Source organism: Pseudomonas juntendi (assembly GCF_021560075.1).
Classification (GTDB): domain Bacteria; phylum Pseudomonadota; class Gammaproteobacteria; order Pseudomonadales; family Pseudomonadaceae; genus Aquipseudomonas; species Aquipseudomonas juntendi.
In genome coordinates this window covers 17,212-34,873 of the sequence record NZ_CP091088.1, presented here as the reverse complement: position 1 = coordinate 34,873, position 17,662 = coordinate 17,212, and the positions used below count along the sequence as shown (strand labels likewise).

General features: G+C 62.8%; 18 protein-coding genes. 10 read left to right on the top strand and 8 right to left on the bottom strand.

Annotated elements, in window-relative coordinates; translation table 11 throughout:
* Positions 1-13 precede the first annotated feature (13 nt).
* Positions 14-838, bottom strand: a complete 825-nt coding sequence (gene aroE, locus L1P09_RS00155; RefSeq protein WP_009682335.1) for a shikimate dehydrogenase — start codon at positions 836-838, stop codon at positions 14-16.
* A 25-nt stretch (positions 839-863) separates the two neighbouring features.
* The gene (gene hemF, locus L1P09_RS00150) at positions 864-1,775 is read right to left on the bottom strand and encodes an oxygen-dependent coproporphyrinogen oxidase (RefSeq protein ID WP_054906117.1); all 912 of its coding nucleotides are present in this window, start codon (positions 1,773-1,775) and stop codon (positions 864-866) included.
* A 134-nt stretch (positions 1,776-1,909) separates the two neighbouring features.
* On the opposite strand from hemF, the gene L1P09_RS00145 reads away from it, so the two are divergent.
* Complete coding sequence (locus L1P09_RS00145; protein ID WP_054906116.1) at positions 1,910-2,887, top strand: NADPH:quinone reductase; 978 nt, start codon at positions 1,910-1,912, stop codon at positions 2,885-2,887.
* A gap of 127 nt (positions 2,888-3,014) precedes the next feature.
* Here L1P09_RS00145 and L1P09_RS00140 read toward each other — a convergent pair whose 3' ends face one another.
* From L1P09_RS00140 to dprA, 4 genes are all read right to left on the bottom strand, one after another.
* Positions 3,015-3,329 (bottom strand): DUF3077 domain-containing protein, encoded by a 315-nt coding sequence (locus tag L1P09_RS00140; protein WP_235768301.1) that lies wholly within the window; start codon positions 3,327-3,329, stop codon positions 3,015-3,017.
* Between the two features lie 480 nt (positions 3,330-3,809).
* Positions 3,810-4,253, bottom strand: coding sequence for a hypothetical protein (locus tag L1P09_RS00135; protein ID WP_054906114.1), 444 nt, complete (start codon positions 4,251-4,253; stop codon positions 3,810-3,812).
* Between the two features lie 275 nt (positions 4,254-4,528).
* The gene (locus tag L1P09_RS00130) at positions 4,529-5,086 is read right to left on the bottom strand and encodes an L-threonylcarbamoyladenylate synthase (protein ID WP_054906113.1); all 558 of its coding nucleotides are present in this window, start codon (positions 5,084-5,086) and stop codon (positions 4,529-4,531) included.
* A 41-nt stretch (positions 5,087-5,127) separates the two neighbouring features.
* The gene (gene dprA, locus L1P09_RS00125; RefSeq protein WP_054906112.1) at positions 5,128-6,225 is read right to left on the bottom strand and encodes a DNA-processing protein DprA; all 1,098 of its coding nucleotides are present in this window, start codon (positions 6,223-6,225) and stop codon (positions 5,128-5,130) included.
* Between the two features lie 207 nt (positions 6,226-6,432).
* On the opposite strand from dprA, the gene def reads away from it, so the two are divergent.
* The 6 genes from def to L1P09_RS00095 all read left to right on the top strand — a co-directional run bounded on the left by def (position 6,433) and on the right by L1P09_RS00095 (position 12,153).
* A complete protein-coding gene (gene def, locus L1P09_RS00120) occupies positions 6,433-6,939 on the top strand; it encodes a peptide deformylase (protein WP_009682343.1) in 507 nt (168 codons plus the stop codon).
* Positions 6,940-6,999: 60 nt separating this feature from the next.
* Positions 7,000-7,932 (top strand): methionyl-tRNA formyltransferase, encoded by a 933-nt coding sequence (gene fmt / locus L1P09_RS00115; RefSeq protein ID WP_235768300.1) that lies wholly within the window; start codon positions 7,000-7,002, stop codon positions 7,930-7,932.
* Positions 7,929-9,239, top strand: a complete 1,311-nt coding sequence (rsmB, locus tag L1P09_RS00110) for a 16S rRNA (cytosine(967)-C(5))-methyltransferase RsmB (protein ID WP_054906110.1) — start codon at positions 7,929-7,931, stop codon at positions 9,237-9,239. Before fmt ends, rsmB begins: the two co-directional genes overlap by 4 nt.
* Before the next feature lie 24 nt (positions 9,240-9,263).
* Positions 9,264-10,637 (top strand): Trk system potassium transporter TrkA, encoded by a 1,374-nt coding sequence (gene trkA, locus L1P09_RS00105; RefSeq protein WP_009682347.1) that lies wholly within the window; start codon positions 9,264-9,266, stop codon positions 10,635-10,637.
* 11 nt (positions 10,638-10,648) lie between these two features.
* Positions 10,649-10,957, top strand: coding sequence for a tetratricopeptide repeat protein (locus L1P09_RS00100; RefSeq protein ID WP_232893090.1), 309 nt, complete (start codon positions 10,649-10,651; stop codon positions 10,955-10,957).
* A gap of 248 nt (positions 10,958-11,205) precedes the next feature.
* Entirely contained in the window at positions 11,206-12,153 is a 948-nt protein-coding gene (locus tag L1P09_RS00095; protein ID WP_029886225.1) for an IS110 family transposase, read from the top strand.
* A 414-nt stretch (positions 12,154-12,567) separates the two neighbouring features.
* Here L1P09_RS00095 and L1P09_RS00090 read toward each other — a convergent pair whose 3' ends face one another.
* Both L1P09_RS00090 and L1P09_RS00085 read right to left on the bottom strand, forming a co-directional pair.
* Complete coding sequence (locus L1P09_RS00090) at positions 12,568-13,455, bottom strand: lysophospholipid acyltransferase (protein ID WP_009684691.1); 888 nt, start codon at positions 13,453-13,455, stop codon at positions 12,568-12,570.
* A 41-nt stretch (positions 13,456-13,496) separates the two neighbouring features.
* A complete protein-coding gene (locus tag L1P09_RS00085; protein WP_009684690.1) occupies positions 13,497-14,048 on the bottom strand; it encodes a DNA-3-methyladenine glycosylase I in 552 nt (183 codons plus the stop codon).
* A gap of 83 nt (positions 14,049-14,131) precedes the next feature.
* Between L1P09_RS00085 and glyQ the strand changes: the two genes are divergently transcribed.
* The 3 genes from glyQ to gmhB are packed head-to-tail and all read left to right on the top strand — an operon-like array spanning position 14,132 to position 17,658.
* The gene (gene glyQ / locus L1P09_RS00080; protein ID WP_003253126.1) at positions 14,132-15,079 is read left to right on the top strand and encodes a glycine--tRNA ligase subunit alpha; all 948 of its coding nucleotides are present in this window, start codon (positions 14,132-14,134) and stop codon (positions 15,077-15,079) included.
* Positions 15,076-17,127: a glycine--tRNA ligase subunit beta gene (gene glyS, locus L1P09_RS00075; RefSeq protein WP_029886429.1), complete on the top strand. Its 2,052-nt coding sequence runs from the start codon at positions 15,076-15,078 to the stop codon at positions 17,125-17,127. Before glyQ ends, glyS begins: the two co-directional genes overlap by 4 nt.
* 3 nt (positions 17,128-17,130) lie before the next feature.
* The gene (gmhB, locus tag L1P09_RS00070) at positions 17,131-17,658 is read left to right on the top strand and encodes a D-glycero-beta-D-manno-heptose 1,7-bisphosphate 7-phosphatase (RefSeq protein WP_009684688.1); all 528 of its coding nucleotides are present in this window, start codon (positions 17,131-17,133) and stop codon (positions 17,656-17,658) included.
* Positions 17,659-17,662 lie beyond the last annotated feature (4 nt).

The window sequence follows — 17,662 nt, the reverse complement described above, 5'->3', positions numbered from 1 at the left end:
GGCCCCGGCAATTTCAGCCCCGAGCCAATTGCCGGCGCAACTCAGCCAACACCGGAGCGGTATCCGGCCGTACCCCACGCCAGATAAAGAACGCCTCAGCGGCCTGCTCAGCCAGCATCCCCAACCCATCCAGCACTTTGGCCGCGCCCAGCTTCTGCGCCCACTGGCAAAACGGCGTAGGTTCCTTGCCATACATCATGTCGTAGCAAACCGTGCGCCCTGCCTCGACCAAACTGTCGGCAATTGGCGGCAACTCCCCGGCCAAACTGGCTGAAGTGGCGTTGATGATCACATCCACCGGCTCCTGCAACCAGGCAAACCCACTCGCCACCACCGGCCCCAGTTCATCGAACTCCCGCGCCAGCTGCTCGGCCTTTTCCACGGTACGGTTGGCGATCACCAGCGATTGCGGCCTGTGCGCCAGGATCGGCTCCAGCACGCCACGCACTGCACCACCGGCACCGAGAATCAAAATGCGCTTGCCCGTCAGTTCGACCCCGGCATTCACCGTCAGGTCACGCACCAGGCCGGCGCCATCGGTGTTGTCACCTTGCAAAGTGCCGTCAGCCAGCTTGCTCAGTGTGTTCACCGCGCCAGCGCGCTGGGCACGCGGGGTCAGGCTGTCGCACAGGCGGTAGGCCTCTTCCTTGAACGGCACGGTGACATTGCCGCCGCTGCCTTGCTTGAAGAAGCCGCGTGCGCAGTCGCTGAACTCATCCAGCGGCGCCAGCAGGGTGGCGTATTCCAGGTCCTGGCCGGTCTGCTCGGCAAACAGGCGGTGAATCAGCGGCGACTTGCTGTGGCCGATGGGGTTACCAAAAACGACGTACTGGTCCATGGCGGCTCCTTGGTTATCCACAGGCTTACTGGCCAAGCCAGTCGCGGTCTTGCAGGAAGTAGTCGGTCAGGCGCGCTTCTTCGCTGCCCGGTGCCGGCTTCCAGTCATAGCCCCAGCGCACCTGTGGCGGCAGCGACATGAGAATGGACTCGGTGCGCCCGCCCGACTGCAGGCCGAACAGCGTGCCGCGGTCGTAGACCAGGTTGAACTCCACGTAGCGGCCGCGGCGGTATTCCTGGAACTCACGCTGCTGCGGGGTATAGGGGGTGTGCTTGCGGCGCTGGATGATCGGCAGGTAGGCGTCGACATAGGCATCGCCAATGGCACGGATGAAGGCGAAGCAAGTGTCGAAGCCCCACTCGTTCAGGTCGTCGAAGAACAGCCCGCCAATGCCGCGTGGCTCGCCACGGTGCTTGAGGTGGAAGTAGCGGTCGCACCAGGCCTTGTAGCGCGGGTACACATCGGCACCGAAGGGTGCACATGCCTGCTCGGCCACGCGGTGCCAGTGAATGCAGTCTTCCTCGACGCCGTAGTATGGGGTCAGGTCGAAACCGCCACCGAACCACCACACCGCCTCTTCGCCTTCCTTCTCGGCAATGAAGAACCGCACATTGGCGTGCGAGGTGGGCACATGCGGGTTGTACGGGTGAATCACCAGCGACACGCCCAAGGCCTCGAAGCCCCGGCCCGCCAGCTCCGGGCGGTGGGCGCTGGCCGACGGCGGCAGGCCGGCGCCGAACACGTGGGAGAAGTTGACCCCACCTTTCTCGATCAGCTTGCCCTCGCCGATCACCCGCGTACGCCCCCCGCCACCGGCTTCGCGCACCCAGGCATCCTCGACGAAGCGGGCACCGCCGTCTTCGTTTTCGAGGGCAGAGCAGATGCGGTCTTGCAGGTCGAGCAGGTAGGCTTTCACGGCCTCGGTGCGGCTAGTCATCGGGTCACCAGGAACGGGCAGGGAAGAATTCGCCGCGTAGCATAACACCGCCAGCGCGCGCGCCGCAGTTGACGGCGATCAAGCAAAGGCGTCCGATAGAAGGCCTTTCCCGATCCCGACTACAGGAGTACGAGATGGCCAAGCGTATCCAGTTCAGCCAGCATGGCGGCCCCGAAGTGCTGCAGTTTGTGGAATTCGAACCCGCCCCGCCGGGGCCCCAGCAGGTGCGCGTGCGCAACCATGCGATCGGCCTGAACTTCATCGACACCTATTTCCGCAGCGGGCTGTATGCACCGCCATCACTGCCTTCGGGGCTGGGCACCGAAGCGGCCGGTGTGGTCGAGGCCGTGGGCGAAGGCGTGACCCGGCTGAAGGTGGGTGACCGCGTGGCCCATGCCGGCGGCCCGCTGGGCGCATACAGCGAGGTTCACACGCTGCCGGAGGCCAACCTGGTCAAGCTGCCCGACAACATCAGCTTCGAGCAGGCAGCGGCGGTGATGCTCAAGGGGTTGACCGTGCAGTACCTGCTGAAGCAAACCTACCAGGTGAAGGCGGGTGACGTGGTCCTGTTCCATGCGGCCGCCGGTGGCGTGGGTTCGCTGGCGTGCCAATGGGTGAAAGCGTTGGGTGCCAAGCTGATCGGCACTGTGAGTTCTGCCGAGAAGGCCGAGCGGGCCAAAGCGCTGGGCGCATGGGCGACTATCGACTACAGCCATGAAGACGTGGCCAAGCGGGTGCTGGAGCTGACCGACGGCAAGAAATGCCCGGTGGTGTACGACGGCGTTGGCGCCGATACCTGGCTGACATCGCTGGACTGCCTGCAACCGCGCGGGCTGATGGTGAGCTTCGGTAATGCCTCGGGTGCGGTCAGCGGGGTGAACCTGGGGATTCTGGCGCAGAAGGGTTCGCTGTATGTGACCCGGCCGACCTTGGCGACCTATGCCAACAATGCCGAAAACACCCAGGCCATGGCCGATGACCTGTTTGCGATGATTGGCAGTGGCAAGCTGGTTGTGGATATCCAGCAGCGGTACCCGCTGAGTGAGGCGGCCAAGGCGCAGGCAGAGCTGTCGGCGCGGCGGACTGTAGGGTCGACAGTACTCATTCCCTGAGCCACACACGTTCCCTGTGGGAGCGGGCATGCCCGCGAAGAAGCCACCGCGGTGGATGGCACCGGCTTTGCCGGTGTTCGCGGGCGCGCCCGCTCCCACAGGTGCTGCGTCGGCTCTGCAAGCTGCGCTATGGCTGTGAGGGTCGGTTCATCGGTGGCGGGGTCGACTCGATCCCATCGAGGATTGCCTCGACCACCCCCTCTGCCATTTCAATCGCATGCAGGTTCGACCAGAACATGCCACGGCCCTCTTCGCGCATGTAGTCCAGAGCTTTGTAGCCGGTTTCGTAGGCGCTGCGCAGGTACAGGGCTACGTGGACCAGAGCGTCCTCGGCGGAAATGTTCGGGTTGACGGTGAAGAGCGGGTCATGGCCGGCGTCGCAGCGGCCGAACGGGCGAGTGGAGGTGCAGGGTAGGGGTGGATCGGGCACTATTTTTTTCATGGCTTGCTCCAGGCATGAGCAGGCGCCAAGCCGTTACCACACGGTTTAGGCGGCAGCTGTACGCGAGGTGGTAAACCGGGCTGGAGGCGCTCCCGGCAGGCACGAAGCCTCCCGCGCACAGCTGCCATAGCTGTGACGCCCCAAGCACATCCGGGTTACCACACCCGATCGCCAAGTTATTCGGCGACGGTTGAAGCCTAAGGGCAGAGGTTCCCACTGAGAAGGTGATGGCAGAGGACGCGGGTCGTAGGATATTTCCCAAGCCGCGAGCTGGACAGCCATTTTGGCAACAATCAGAAAACCCTGACTGCAATCGCGCACCAGCATCGAGCGCTGCGCCGCGGGGAGGGTGAGGGGCGCCGCTTGACCATGAATGCTCGGAGGCGTAGCCTTTGCTCCTGAGGTTGTGCTGGTGCGCCGGTTGAGTTTCAAGTTATCCGGGCGAGTACATCCTTACCATTCAGGCCGCTCAAGCGGCCTTTATTTTTTGGGCTTGTTTCTATCCCCTTTAGGGATAATCGAATACAGCTCTGCCTTGGGCTTGCGAGCCGTCAGTTCAAAAATCGCCTCATCAAAAACTTCATTGCCATAGCCATCGTCACGACCAATCGTGCTGCGAAGAGCGGTCATGCGCGTGGCGTTTTTCCAGATTGATGTCGCCGCCAGTGCTGCCTCGATTTGCAAAACCATGTCATCAATGGTGGAGCCATCTCGAATCACCCGGCTTCTGTAGGCATGGCTACCGATGAATACGATGCCCGGATCCTCAAGCAGCGGTAGTTCCTGCGCTTCTTTCTGCCTGTTTATCGCTTCAAATTGATCTGCGGTAAACCTGCCTATTTCCACCGATCTAACCCGGTTGTTGGACGCAAGCTGCTGCAGATTCGCCCTTATCAGATATTCGGCATTTTTGAATAGCGGCATTGCTTCGGATGCTCCCGCCGAATTGCGACGTGAGCAGGCTAGAGGCAGGGGTTCCAGCATGGAAGGTGATGACTTAGGACTGAGACAGTAGGAAGCTTCCCAATTGGCAAGATCGGGCAAATCAGAAATAGGTCTGACGATTAGTGTGGCCGCTTTGCGGCCCTTTCGCGACACAAGGCCGCTCCTACAGGCATAGCGCCAGGGCTGAAAGCTGCGCTGTACTTGTAGGAGCGGCCTTGTGTCGCGAAACGAGGGCGAAGCCCTCGCCAGCGGTATCAACCCGGCCGAACAACCTCACCGGTAGCCAGGTTGCGAATCACGCTCGGATTCTTCCGCCCCCCCAGCGCGCCACCCAGCACCAGGTCCAGCTGGCCATGGAAGTACTGCTCCACCCGCAACCGGGTCTTCGCCGCCGGGCGCCCGCCGGGGTTGCACGAGGTGGAAATCAACGGCCCCACCAGCGCGCACAGTTCGCGCACCACCGGGTGGTCACTGACCCGCAGCGCTACGGTGTCATGCTGCCCGGTCACCCACTCCGGCAACAGGTCCTGGTGCGGCACCAGCCAGGTATTGGGCCCCGGCCAGGTGCTGCCCATACGGTCGATCCAGTCCTCGGGGAAATCTTCGAACAAAAAGTCGAACTGGCGGATAGTGTCGGCGACCAGGATCAGGCCTTTATCCACAGGCCGCGACTTCAGCGCCAGCAGGCGGTACACTGCGTCCTCGTTCCAGGGGTCGCAGCCCAGGCCCCAGACCGCTTCCGTTGGGTAGGCGATTACTGCGCCTGCCCGGATCTCACGTGCGGCTTGTTGCACACGAAAACTGCTTACCATTGCTGTTACTCCGCCTATGAACTTGCCTGTGCGCAGTGTACTTAGCCCGCGCGGGCAAACCAACGCCCGGCTTCATTGCTGACCCGCCCCTCCAGTTCCAGCTCGGTCAATTGCGCAAGCACTTCGGCCAGTGGCAACTCGCTGCAATGGGCCAGGCTTTCGCTGGTCTGGGGCGCCGCGTGCAGCAAGGCCAGCAGTGGGTGGTCGAACTTGTCCACAACCGCAGGTGGCAGGTTCTGCCAGCCCTGCAGGCTTTCCATGATCTGCTCCACGGTTTCAACCAGCAGCGCGCCGTCGCGAATCAACTGGTGGCAGCCCTTGGCCCCAGGGTGGTGGATGGAGCCCGGAATGGCATACACCTCGCGGCCTTGTTCTGCCGCCAGCCGCGCCGTGATCAGCGAACCACTGGCCAGGCTGGCCTCGACCACCAACACGCCCAGCGACAAGCCACTGATGATGCGGTTACGCCGGGGGAAGTTGCTGGGCTGCGGCCCGGCATCCAGCGGGTACTCGGAAACCAGCGCGCCGCCGCTGTCGATAATCGCCTGCGCAAGCGCGGTGTGCCGCTGTGGATAAAGTTTTTGCAGCCCTGTGCCGAGCACCGCGATCGTACCCCCACCGGCCTGTATTGCGGCCCGATGAGCGGCGCCGTCGATACCCACCGCCAGCCCGCTGGTAATCGTGAAGCCGGCCTGGGCCAGGTAACGGGAAAACGCCGCGGCGGTATCGAGGGCTGGCGGTGAAGCGCGTCTGCTTCCCACAATTGCCAGCTGCGGGCGCTCGAGCAGGGCAGGGTCGCCGGCGACAAACAGCAATGGCGGAGCGTCATCGATTTCCCCCAGCAGCGGCGGGTAACCAGGGCCGTCAAACATCAGTAAATGCTGGCCCGGCTGCTCTAGCCAGGCCATCGCCGCCAGAGCCCCATCGCGCACTTCGGCACTGCGCCGCGCGTCGATTGCTGCCTGGGGAATGCCCAACGCGCGCCAGGCGCCGGCGGGTGCGCACAGGGCAGAAGATGCGCTGCCAAACGCCTCCAGCAACGTGCAGAAACGCCGCAGGCCGGTGTCCGGCAAGCGGTGCAGACGCAGCCGCGCCTCCAGTTCAGCCGGCGCAACAGGCGACGAATGGTGATTCGACATGGGGATCATCCTTGATCTGAAAAGGGCCATCGGCGTGGCACAAGCTGTGGATAACTGTGTTGATAACGGTCTGACAACCTGTCTATCGAATAGCCGACAAGCAGGCACTGAAAACCCTAGACGAGCTTTCACAGGTGCTGAAATCCACGTTTGCCTTTATTATGTGTGCTCAGTTTTCAACCAAACGCACAGTGACTGCCTGACCTTATGGCCATCTTGAACATTCTCGAATTCCCCGACCCGCGCCTGCGCACCATCGCCAAGCCGGTGACGGTGTTCGACGACGCCCTGCGTCAGCTGATCGACGACATGTTTGAAACCATGTACGAAGCCCCCGGCATCGGCCTGGCCGCGACCCAGGTCAACGTGCACCAGCAGGTCGTGGTGATGGACCTCAGCGAAGACCGCAGCGAACCGCGGGTCTTCATCAACCCTACGGTCGAAGAGCTGACCGACGACATGGGCCAGTACCAGGAAGGTTGCCTGTCGGTCCCGGGCTTCTACGAGAACGTCGACCGCCCGCTGCGGGTACGGGTTAAAGCCCAGGACCGCGACGGCAAGCCGTTCGAGCTGGAGTGCGAAGGCTTGCTGGCGGTCTGCGTGCAGCACGAATTCGATCACCTCAACGGCAAGCTGTTCGTCGACTATCTGTCGCAGCTCAAACGCGACCGGATCAAGAAGAAACTGGAAAAGCAGCACCGCCAGCAAGCCTGATCCCCACCTTCCAGAAGGCTTGCTCCGGCAAGCCTTTTTCTTTTTTGAAGCGAGAACTCCATGCGCATCGTCTTTGCAGGCACCCCAGAGTTTGCTGCCGAACACCTCAAGGCCCTGCTCGACAGCCCTTACGAGATCGTGGCCGTCTACACCCAGCCTGACCGCCCTGCCGGCCGTGGCCAGAAGCTGATGCCCAGTGCGGTCAAGGCGCTGGCCGTGGCCCGTGGCATCCCGGTACTGCAGCCGCAAGCCCTGCGCAACGCCGAGGCGCAAGCTGAACTTGCCGCACTGCAGCCAGACTTGATGGTCGTGGTTGCCTACGGCCTGATTCTGCCGCAGGCGGTGCTGGATATCCCCCGCCTGGGCTGCATCAACAGCCACGCCTCCTTGCTGCCGCGCTGGCGCGGTGCAGCGCCGATCCAGCGTGCCGTGGAAGCTGGCGATACCGAAAGCGGTGTCACCGTGATGCGCATGGAAGCCGGCCTGGATACCGGCCCGATGCTGCTCAAGGTAACCACCCCGATCAGCGCCGAGGACACCGGCGGTAGCCTGCATGACCGCCTTGCGCAAATGGGCCCGCCCGCCGTCGTGCAGGCCATTGCCGGCCTGGCCGACGGGTCGCTGCAAGGCGAGGTGCAAAACGATGCCCTGGCCACTTATGCACACAAGCTGAACAAGGACGAAGCGCGCCTGGACTGGTGCCGCCCGGCCGTCGAACTGGAGCGCCTGATCCGTGCCTTCAACCCATGGCCGGTGTGCCACAGCACCCTCGATGGCGAGAGCGTGAAGGTGCTGGCAGCCAACGTGGCGGCAGGCAAAGGTGAGCCGGGCGAGATCCTGTCCGCCAGTAAAGATGGCCTGGTAGTTGCCTGTGGTGACCAGGCACTGAGCCTGACCCGCCTGCAACTGCCCGGTGGCAAGGCGCTGAGCTTCAGCGACCTGTTCAACAGCCGCCGCGAGAAGTTCGCCGCCGGCAAGGTACTTGGCCAATGAACCCACGCCTCGCCGCCGCCCGTGCCCTTGCCGCAGTACTCAGCGGCAAGGCTTCATTGAACAGCTCGCTGCCGGCACAACTGGACAAGGTCGATGAGCGCGACCGCGGCCTGACCCAGGACCTGGCGTTCGGCACTGCCCGCTGGCAGCCCCGGCTCGACCTGCTGGCCGCCCAGCTGCTGCAGAAGCCGTTCAAAGCCGCAGACGCCGATGTGCAGGCGCTGCTGCTGGTCGGCCTGTACCAGCTGTTCTACACCCGAATTCCGGCCCACGCCGCAATTGGCGAGACCGTGGGTTGTGCCGACAAACTGAAGAAACCCTGGGCCAAGGGCCTGCTAAATGCCGTGCTGCGCCGCGCCCAGCGCGAAGGCGAAGCGCTGCTGGCCGGCATGGAGCGCGACCCCGTGGTACGCACCGCCCACCCGCGCTGGCTGCAAAAGGCGCTGAAGGCCTTCTGGCCAGAGCAGTGGGAGGCCATTTGCGCCGCCAACAATGCGCACCCGCCGATGATCTTGCGGGTCAACCGCCGTCATCACAGCCGTGATGCCTACCTGGGCCTGCTAACCGACGCGGGCGTTGCCGCCAGCGCCTGCCACTACAGCCGCGATGGCATCGTGCTGGCCGAAGCCTGCGACGTACGTGGCCTGCCAGGCTTCGCCGAGGGCTGGGTGAGTGTGCAGGACGAAGCCGCGCAGCTGTCCGCTGACTTGCTGGAGCTGGCCGCCGGCCAACGCGTGCTCGACGCCTGTTGCGCGCCCGGCGGCAAAACCTGCCACCTGCTGGAAGCCGAACCAGGCCTGGCTCACCTGACAGCCATCGACCTTGAGGCCAAGCGCCTGAACCGCGTGCGCGAGAACCTCGACCGCCTGCAGCTCGATGCCGAGCTGATCGCCTGCGACGCCCGCGACACTGCCAGCTGGTGGGACGGCAAACCGTTCCAGCGCATCTTGCTGGACGCCCCCTGCTCGGCCACTGGTGTGATCCGCCGCCACCCGGATATCAAGCTGACCCGCCAGGCCGACGACATTCCGGCCCTGGCCGCCCTGCAAGGTGAACTGCTCGATGCCCTGTGGCCGACACTGGAAGTGGGCGGCATGCTGCTGTATGCCACGTGCTCCAGCCTGCCGACCGAGAACACGCAAGTGGTCGAGGCGTTCCTCGCCCGCACCCCCGGCGCGCGGGAGCTGGACCTGGCCACCGAGGCCGGCCTGCGCCAGCCGCACGGCCGCCAGTTGCTGGCCCAGGAAGGCGGCCACGACGGGTTCTACTATGCCAAGCTGATCAAGATCGCCGCCTCGCGCGGGTAAGCACAAAAGGGTAGGGAGTAGCGGATGAAAATCATCATCCTCGGCGCAGGGCAAGTGGGCGGTACGCTGGCAGAGCACCTGGCCAGCGAGGCCAACGACATTACCGTGGTCGATACCGACGGCGACCGCCTGCGCGACCTGGGCGACCGCCTGGACATCCGCACCGTGCAAGGCCGCGGCTCGCTGCCGACGGTGCTGCGCCAGGCCGGTGCCGACGACGCCGACATGCTGGTGGCGGTAACCAACAGCGACGAAACCAATATGGTTGCCTGCCAGGTGGCCTATTCGCTGTTCCACACCCCGACCAAGATTGCCCGGGTACGCGAGTCGGCCTACCTGACCCGTGAAGAGCTGTTCGACAATGACCACATCCCGGTCGACGTGCTGATCAGCCCCGAGCAGGTGGTGACCAACTACATCAGGCGCCTGATCGAACACCCAGGGTCGCTGCAGGTGATCGACTTCGCCGAAGGCAAGGCGCAGCTGGTGGCCGTGAAGGCTTACTACGGCGGGCCGCTGGTGGGCCAGCAACTGCGCCAGATCCGCGCGCACATGCCTAACGTGGATACCCGTGTGGCCGCCATTTTCCGCCGCGACCGGCCAATCACCCCGCGTGGCGACACGGTGATCGAAGCCGATGACGAGGTGTTCTTCATTGCCGCGAAAAAAGACATCCGGGCAGTGATGGGCGAGTTGCGTCGTATCGACCAGACCAACAAGCGCATCGTCATTGCCGGTGGAGGCCAAATTGGCGAGCGCCTGGCCGAAGCCATCGAAAGCCGCTATCAGGTGAAGATCATCGAGATGAGCCCAGCTCGCTGCCGGCACCTGTCCGATACGCTAGACAGCACCGTGGTGTTGCAGGGCAGCGCCTCGGACAGGGACCTGATGCTGGAAGAAAACATCGCCGACGCCGATATCTTCCTGGCCCTGACCAACGATGACGAAGCCAACATCATGTCGTCGCTGCTGGCCAAGCGCCTGGGTGCAGGCAAGGTGATGACCATCATCAACAACCCAGCCTACGTCGACCTGGTGCAGGGGGGTGAGATCGACATTGCCATCAGCCCGCAGCTGGCGACCATCGGCACCCTGCTGGCCCACGTGCGCCGGGGCGACATTGTCAGCGTGCACTCGCTGCGCCGTGGCGCAGCCGAAGCGATCGAGGCGGTGGCCCATGGCGATGCCAAGTCGAGCAAGGTCGTTGGCAAGGCGATAGCGGACATCAACCTGCCACCGGGTACCACCATCGGCGCGATCATCCGTGCCGAAGAGGTCATGATTGCCCACGACAACACCCTGATCGAATCGGGTGACCATGTGATCCTGTTCGTTGTGGATAAAAAGCACATTCGCGATGTGGAGAAGCTGTTCCACGTCGGCTTGAGTTTCTTCTAGGAGCAAAGGGCATGCGCGAGTCGCTGGAGAAGATGCTGGCCAAGGGTGTGGATAACCCGTTGCTGCGTTTCGGGCTGGGCAAGGCCTGGCTGGATGAAGGTAACGGTGCAGAAGCTGCAGTGCACCTGGCGCGCTGTGTAGAGCAGGACCCGAAGTACTCGGCAGCCTGGAAGCTGCTGGGCAAGGCCTGCCTGTTGCAGGGTGACCTGGCGGCGGCGCGCAAGGCCTGGGAGGATGGGATCGTGGCGGCACAGGCCCACGGGGACAAGCAGGCCGAGAAAGAGATGACCGTTTTTCTCAAGAAGCTGAACAAGGCTTGAGATAGCCGGGGCTGCTTTGCAGCCCATCGCAGGCCAGCCAGCTTGTATGGTTAGACTTGAAGGGAGGAGGAGGGACAAAGCCAGCTTCTGACTGTTAGCGCAGTACAGACCGTGGGAGACCTCGCCCCTCCTCCCTTTTCACCCAAGCGCCGATAAAGAATGCTTCCGGGCTCGGACCGACGAAAGACACAAGCCAGCGCCTCTGGGTGACCCTTCAAGTACTCCAACACTATCGAGGAGAGTTGCTCATGGCAATGGTGGTTGCTGATTCAAAGCGGCTGATTGGCGTGGATGTGGCCAAAACAGAATTGGTCATTTGGGACGATGAATCAGCAGAACTCATAGCAATCCCCAATACTAAAGCAGCTATCAAGAAATGGCTCAAAGGCCTCTCGGGTGCGATGTCCGTCGCTATCGAAGCGACCAACATCTATCACGTCCTGTTTACGGATCTGGCCTTTGAGTTCGGGCATACGATTTACGTGGTAGATGGGTACGCCCTGAGCCATTACCGTAAAGGTGTCAACGTACGCGCTAAGACTGATGCAATTGATGCCCAGCTGTTGGCCCGCTATCTGAAGAACGAAGGGCAGGACCTAACGCCTTGGGCACCGCCACCGGCTATCTATCGACAGCTTCTGAGCTTGTTCCGGCGACGTGCAGGACTGGTTCAGGCACGAACCAGCCTGACTCAGGGGTGGGCCAATGAACCGCTACTCAAAGCCGCCTTCAAGACGCATCTGCGTGCGATGCAGCGGCTTGAGCTGCTGGTGGAGAAGATGATCAAGGGCCTGCTGGAAAAGGCCGGGCTGATGCCTCAGGTAAAGCGCTGCATGAAGGTCGAAGGGGTGGGTTTTCTAACTGCTGCTCGCCTGACAGCGACGTTTCAGCGTGGCAACTTCAGCGGGGGTGATGCGTTTATCGCCTTTTTGGGTATGGATCTGAGGATTGCGCAGTCGGGGCAGAAAAAAGGGCAATCCAAGCTCACGAAGCGAGGAGACCCCGAAGCTCGACGCCTCCTTCACAACGCGGCTATGTCAGCATCCCGCACAGCAGCATGGAAGTCGTACTACGAAGAGCGCCTGGCGCGTGGTTTTAGCACGACAGCATCGCTTGTCATGCTCGCACGCAAACTGGCGCGAGTAGTATTTGCCCTACTGAAAAGCGGAGACGAGTATCGGTCAAAAGCCGCTTAAAAAACTTCCCTAAAACCATAGAATCTCCCACAGGGGTCGCCTTAGGGCTGACAGGTGTTTGCCACAAGGTATGCAGCGCCTGTTGGAGCGAGCGCCGCCCGCGCGGCGCAATCGCGAGCTGCGCTCGCTCCTACGTTTGTTTCGGGCCAATTATTCCTGTGGGATTCGCGCGCGAACGCCTTGGTGCATGCCTCAATATCGCGCCGTACAAACAAGGCGGCCGCGCGCGCCTGTCACAGGCGTTACTGGCCCGAAACAAACGTAGGAGCGAGCGCAGCTCGCGATTGCGCCGCGCGGGCGGCGCTCGATCTCCCAGCCGCTGCATATCTTGTGACAAGCACCTATCAGGCCCTGATGCGATCCCTGTGGGAGCTGGCGTGCCAGCGAATGGGGCGCAGAGCGCCCCCAGAGATCTCAATACCAGCGCGGCTCGCCAGCCGGGCGCTTCTTGAAGCGCTTCATGCTCCACATGTACTGGCTCGGGTACTCGCGCACATAACGCTCGACCACCTTGCTCATCGCCGCCGCCGACTCATTCACGTCGGTGCTGTACATCGCTTGCGGCGCAGCTTCGAGAAACACCTTGAAACCCGAGCCATCCGGCAGGCGCAAGGCATGCAGGAACACCCCCACCGCCTTGCCGCCCGCCAGCATGTTCGGCACGAACTTGCTGGTCAGTGCCTGGGTACCGAGAAATGGCACGAACACGCCTGCCGATTCGGCCGGCTCCGGGTCAGCGGGGATGCCCACCTGGCCGCCCCGGCGCACCTCCTTGATCACGCTGAGAATGCCTTCCTTGGTCGAAGGCGCAACGCGGTTGCCCATCTGTACGCGCTGCTCACGCAGCAGGTCATCCACAGCCTTGAGCTTGGGCGGGCGGTAGAAAATGATCGGCTTGCACTGGTTGCAATAGAAGTGGTTGAGCACCTCCCAGTTACCCAGGTGGCTGGTGATGCCCACAACACCCTTACCAGACGCCAGGGCTTGCTCCAGCACTTCCAGGCCGTGCACTTCCTTGACCAGTTCCAGCGAGCGCTGTGGCGGCCAGATCCAGGCGCAGGCGCTTTCCACAAACGACTTGCCAATGTCCCGCAAGGCTTGGCCAACCAGTTGCTCGCGGGCAACCGGGTCCATCTCGGGGAAACACTTGGCCAGGTTGATGCGCACCACGTTGCGTGAACCGTTGGGGATCTTCCACATCAGCCAGCCGATGCCGGCGCCCACGCGCTGTACAGCGCCCCAGGGCAGCTTGGCAAACAGGCGCAGCACCCCGACCATCAGGGCGCCCTTGAACTTTTCCACAGGCGAATTCCTTATTTCAGCAAGGTGCGCATTGTAACCCTTCAACGAACCAGGGCGGCGTAACGATCGCAATCGATGGTGTGGTCCATGACCATGCCGGTGGCTTGCATGAAGGCATAGCAGATGGTCGGGCCGACAAAGGTGAAGCCGGCTTTCTGCAGCGCCTTGCTCATGGCCTTGGCTTCGTCGGTGACCGCCGGCACGTCAGCGCGACCCTGGAAGTGATTGATCTTCGGCGCACCGCCCACGAACGACCACAGCCATTCGGCGGGGTTATCCACAGCCAGCCAGGCCTGCGCATTGCGCCGGGCAGCCTTGAGTTTGAGGCGGTTGCGGATGATCCCGGGGTCCTGCATCAGCGCTTCGATGCGTTCGTCGCTGAGGGTGGCCAGTTTGACCGGGTCGAACCCGTGCATCACCTCGCGGTAACGCTCGCGTTTGCGTAAAACGGTGATCCATGAAAGCCCGGCCTGGAACCCTTCGAGCAAAAGCATCTCGAACAGCAACGCCGGATCGCGCTGCGGCGTTCCCCATTCCTGGTCATGGTAGGCCTGGTACAACGGATCGTCGGTACACCAAAAGCAGCGTGGCATAAGGCTCCAATGAGTAGAGGGCGAGGCGAATCAGGTTATACTCCCGCTCTTTACATCCGCATCCCCAGATACAGGTGAATTTCGTGAGCCAGCCTACGCCAGCCGTGCGTACCTTCCAAGACCTGATCCTCGCCCTGCAAAACTACTGGGCAGCTCAAGGTTGTGTGGTGCTTCAGCCCTACGATATGGAAGTAGGCGCCGGCACTTTCCACACCGCAACGTTCCTGCGCGCCGTGGGTCCAGAAACCTGGAACGCCGCCTACGTGCAGCCTAGCCGTCGCCCTGCCGACGGGCGGTATGGCGAAAACCCCAACCGCCTGCAGCACTACTACCAGTTCCAGGTGGTGCTCAAGCCGAACCCGGCCAACTTCCAGGAGCTGTACCTGGGCTCGCTGAAAGCCATTGGCCTGGACCCGCTGGTGCACGACATTCGCTTTGTCGAAGACAACTGGGAATCGCCGACCCTCGGCGCCTGGGGCCTGGGCTGGGAAATCTGGCTGAACGGCATGGAAGTCACCCAGTTCACCTACTTCCAGCAGGTAGGTGGCATCGAGTGCTACCCGGTCACCGGTGAAATCACCTACGGCCTCGAACGTCTGGCCATGTACATCCAGGGCGTCGATTCGGTCTATGACCTGGTATGGGCCGACGGCCCGTTCGGCAAGGTCACCTACGGTGACGTGTTCCACCAGAACGAGGTGGAGCAGTCGACCTACAACTTCGAACACGCCAACGTCGACAAGCTGTTCGAACTGTTCGACTTCTACGAAAGCGAAGCCAACCGCCTGATCAAGCTGGAGCTGCCGCTGCCGACCTATGAAATGGTGTTGAAGGCCTCGCATACCTTCAACCTGCTGGACGCCCGCCGCGCCATCTCGGTGACCGAGCGCCAGCGCTACATCCTGCGTGTGCGTACCCTGGCCCGGGACGTGGCGCAAAGCTATCTGCAAGCCCGCGCACGCCTGGGCTTCCCGATGGCCACCCCCGAACTGCGTGACGAAGTGTTGGCTAAGCTGGAGGCTGCACAATGAGTGCTCAAGATTTCCTGGTAGAACTGGGCACCGAAGAGCTGCCTCCCAAGGCCCTCGCCAGCCTCGGCGACGCCTTCCTGGCCGGCATCGAAAAGGGCCTGCAGGCCGCTGGCCTAAACTACACCGGCAAGCAGGTCTATGCTGCGCCGCGTCGCCTGGCCGTGCTGATTCGCCAGCTGGACGTGCAGCAGCCTGACCGCAGCATCAACATCGACGGGCCACCCCTGCAGGCTGCTTTCAAAGACGGCGAGCCGACCCAGGCTGCCCTGGGCTTTGCCAAGAAGTGCGGTGTAGAGCTGGCCGAAATCGACCAGAGCGGCCCCAAGCTGCGTTTCTCCCAGCACATCCCAGGCAAAGCGACCGTCGGCTTGCTGCCGACCATCGTCGAGGACTCGCTGAACGATCTGCCCATTCCCAAGCGCATGCGCTGGGCCGCCAGCCGTGAAGAGTTCGTGCGCCCGACCCAATGGCTGGTCATGCTGCTGGGCGACCAGGTGGTCGATTGCACCATCCTGTCGCAGAAGGCCGGCCGTGAATCCCGTGGCCACCGCTTCCACCACCCGGAAAACGTGCTCATCACTGCCCCCGCCAACTACGTCGAAGACCTGCGCAAAGCCTACGTGCTGGCCGACTTCGCCGAGCGCCGCGAGCTGATCAGCAAGCGTACTGCAGAGCTGGCCATGCAGCAGGAAGGCACGGCCATCGTGCCTCCGGCGCTGCTGGACGAAGTGACCGCGCTGGTCGAGTGGCCGGTGCCGCTGGTGTGCTCGTTCGAGGAGCGTTTCCTCGAAGTGCCGCAGGAAGCCCTGATCACCACCATGCAGGACAACCAGAAGTACTTCTGCCTGCTGGACAGCGAAGGCAAGCTGCTGCCGCGCTTCATCACCGTGGCCAACGTTGAAAGCCGCGACCCGAAGCAGATCGTGCAAGGCAACGAGAAAGTCGTGCGCCCACGCCTGACCGACGCCGAATTCTTCTTCAAGCAGGACAAGAAGCAGCCGCTGGAAACCTTCAACGAGCGCCTCAAGAACGTGGTCTTCCAGGCTCAGCTGGGCACTGTGTACGACAAGGCCGAGCGCGTTTCCAAACTGGCTGCCTTCATCGCCCCGCTGATCGGCGGCGACGCCCAGCGCGCCGGCCGGGCCGGCCTGCTGTCGAAATGCGACCTGGCCACTGAAATGGTCGGCGAATTCCCGGAGATGCAGGGTGTCGCCGGTTACTACTACGCGCTCAACGACGGTGAGCCGCAAGACGTTGCCCTGGCGCTGAACGAGCAGTACATGCCACGCGGTGCTGGTGCCGAGCTGCCGCAAACCCTCACCGGTGCCGCCGTGGCCATCGCCGACAAGCTCGACACCCTGGTGGGCATCTTCGGCATCGGCATGCTGCCAACCGGCAGCAAAGACCCGTACGCCCTGCGCCGTGCAGCGCTGGGTGTGCTGCGTATCCTGATCGAGAAGCAGCTGGACCTGAACCTGACCGGTGCGGTGGAATTCGCGGTCAAGCAGTTCGGTGCCAAGGTCAAGGCTGCCGGCCTGGCCGAGCAGGTGCTGGAGTTCATCTTCGACCGCCTGCGTGCGCGCTACGAAGACGAAGGCATCGACGTGGCCACCTACCTGTCGGTACGTGCCCTGCAGCCAGGCTCGGCGCTGGACTTCGACCAGCGTGTTCAGGCGGTGCAAGCGTTCCGCAAGCTGCCCGAAGCCGAGGCCCTGGCCGCGGTCAACAAACGTGTGTCGAACCTGCTGAGCAAGGCCGAAGGCGCCATCGCCGAGCAGGTCGAGCCGAAGTACTTCGACAATGCCAACGAGTTCTCGCTGTACTCGGCCATCCAGCAGGCCGACCAGGCCGTGCAACCGATGGCTGCTGCACGGCAGTACAGCGAATCGCTGGCCCGCCTGGCAGCCCTGCGCGACCCGGTTGATGCCTTCTTCGAGGCGGTCATGGTCAACGCCGAAGACGCCAAGGTACGTGCCAACCGCTACGCCCTGCTCAGCCGCCTGCGCGGCCTGTTCCTGGGTGTGGCCGACATCTCGTTGCTGGGGTAAGCCTTGAAACTGCTGATTCTCGACCGTGACGGGGTGATCAACTACGACTCCGACGCCTACATCAAGACGCTGGAAGAGTGGGTCCCGATCCCTGGCTCGGTCGCAGCGATCGCGCAGTTGAGCAAGGCGGGCTGGACGGTGGCCGTGGCCACCAACCAGTCCGGTATCGCCCGTGGCTATTACCCGCTGGCAACCCTCGAGGCCATGCACGCGCGCCTGCGCGCGCTGGTGGCCGAGCAGGGCGGCGAGGTTGGCCACATCGTGTATTGCCCGCACGGCCCGGATGAAGGCTGCGATTGCCGCAAGCCCAAGCCAGGCATGCTGCGGGCGATCGCCGAGCATTACCAGGTCGGCCTTGAAGGCGTCTGGTTCGTTGGCGACAGCAAAGGTGACCTGGAGGCCGCCCTGGCCGTCGGTGCACAACCCGTGTTGGTGAAAACCGGCAAAGGTGAGCGGACCCTGGCAAAAGGTGTTCCGGAAACTACACTGATTTTCGACGATCTGGCAGCTATCGCCAGAGAACTAATTTAAACAG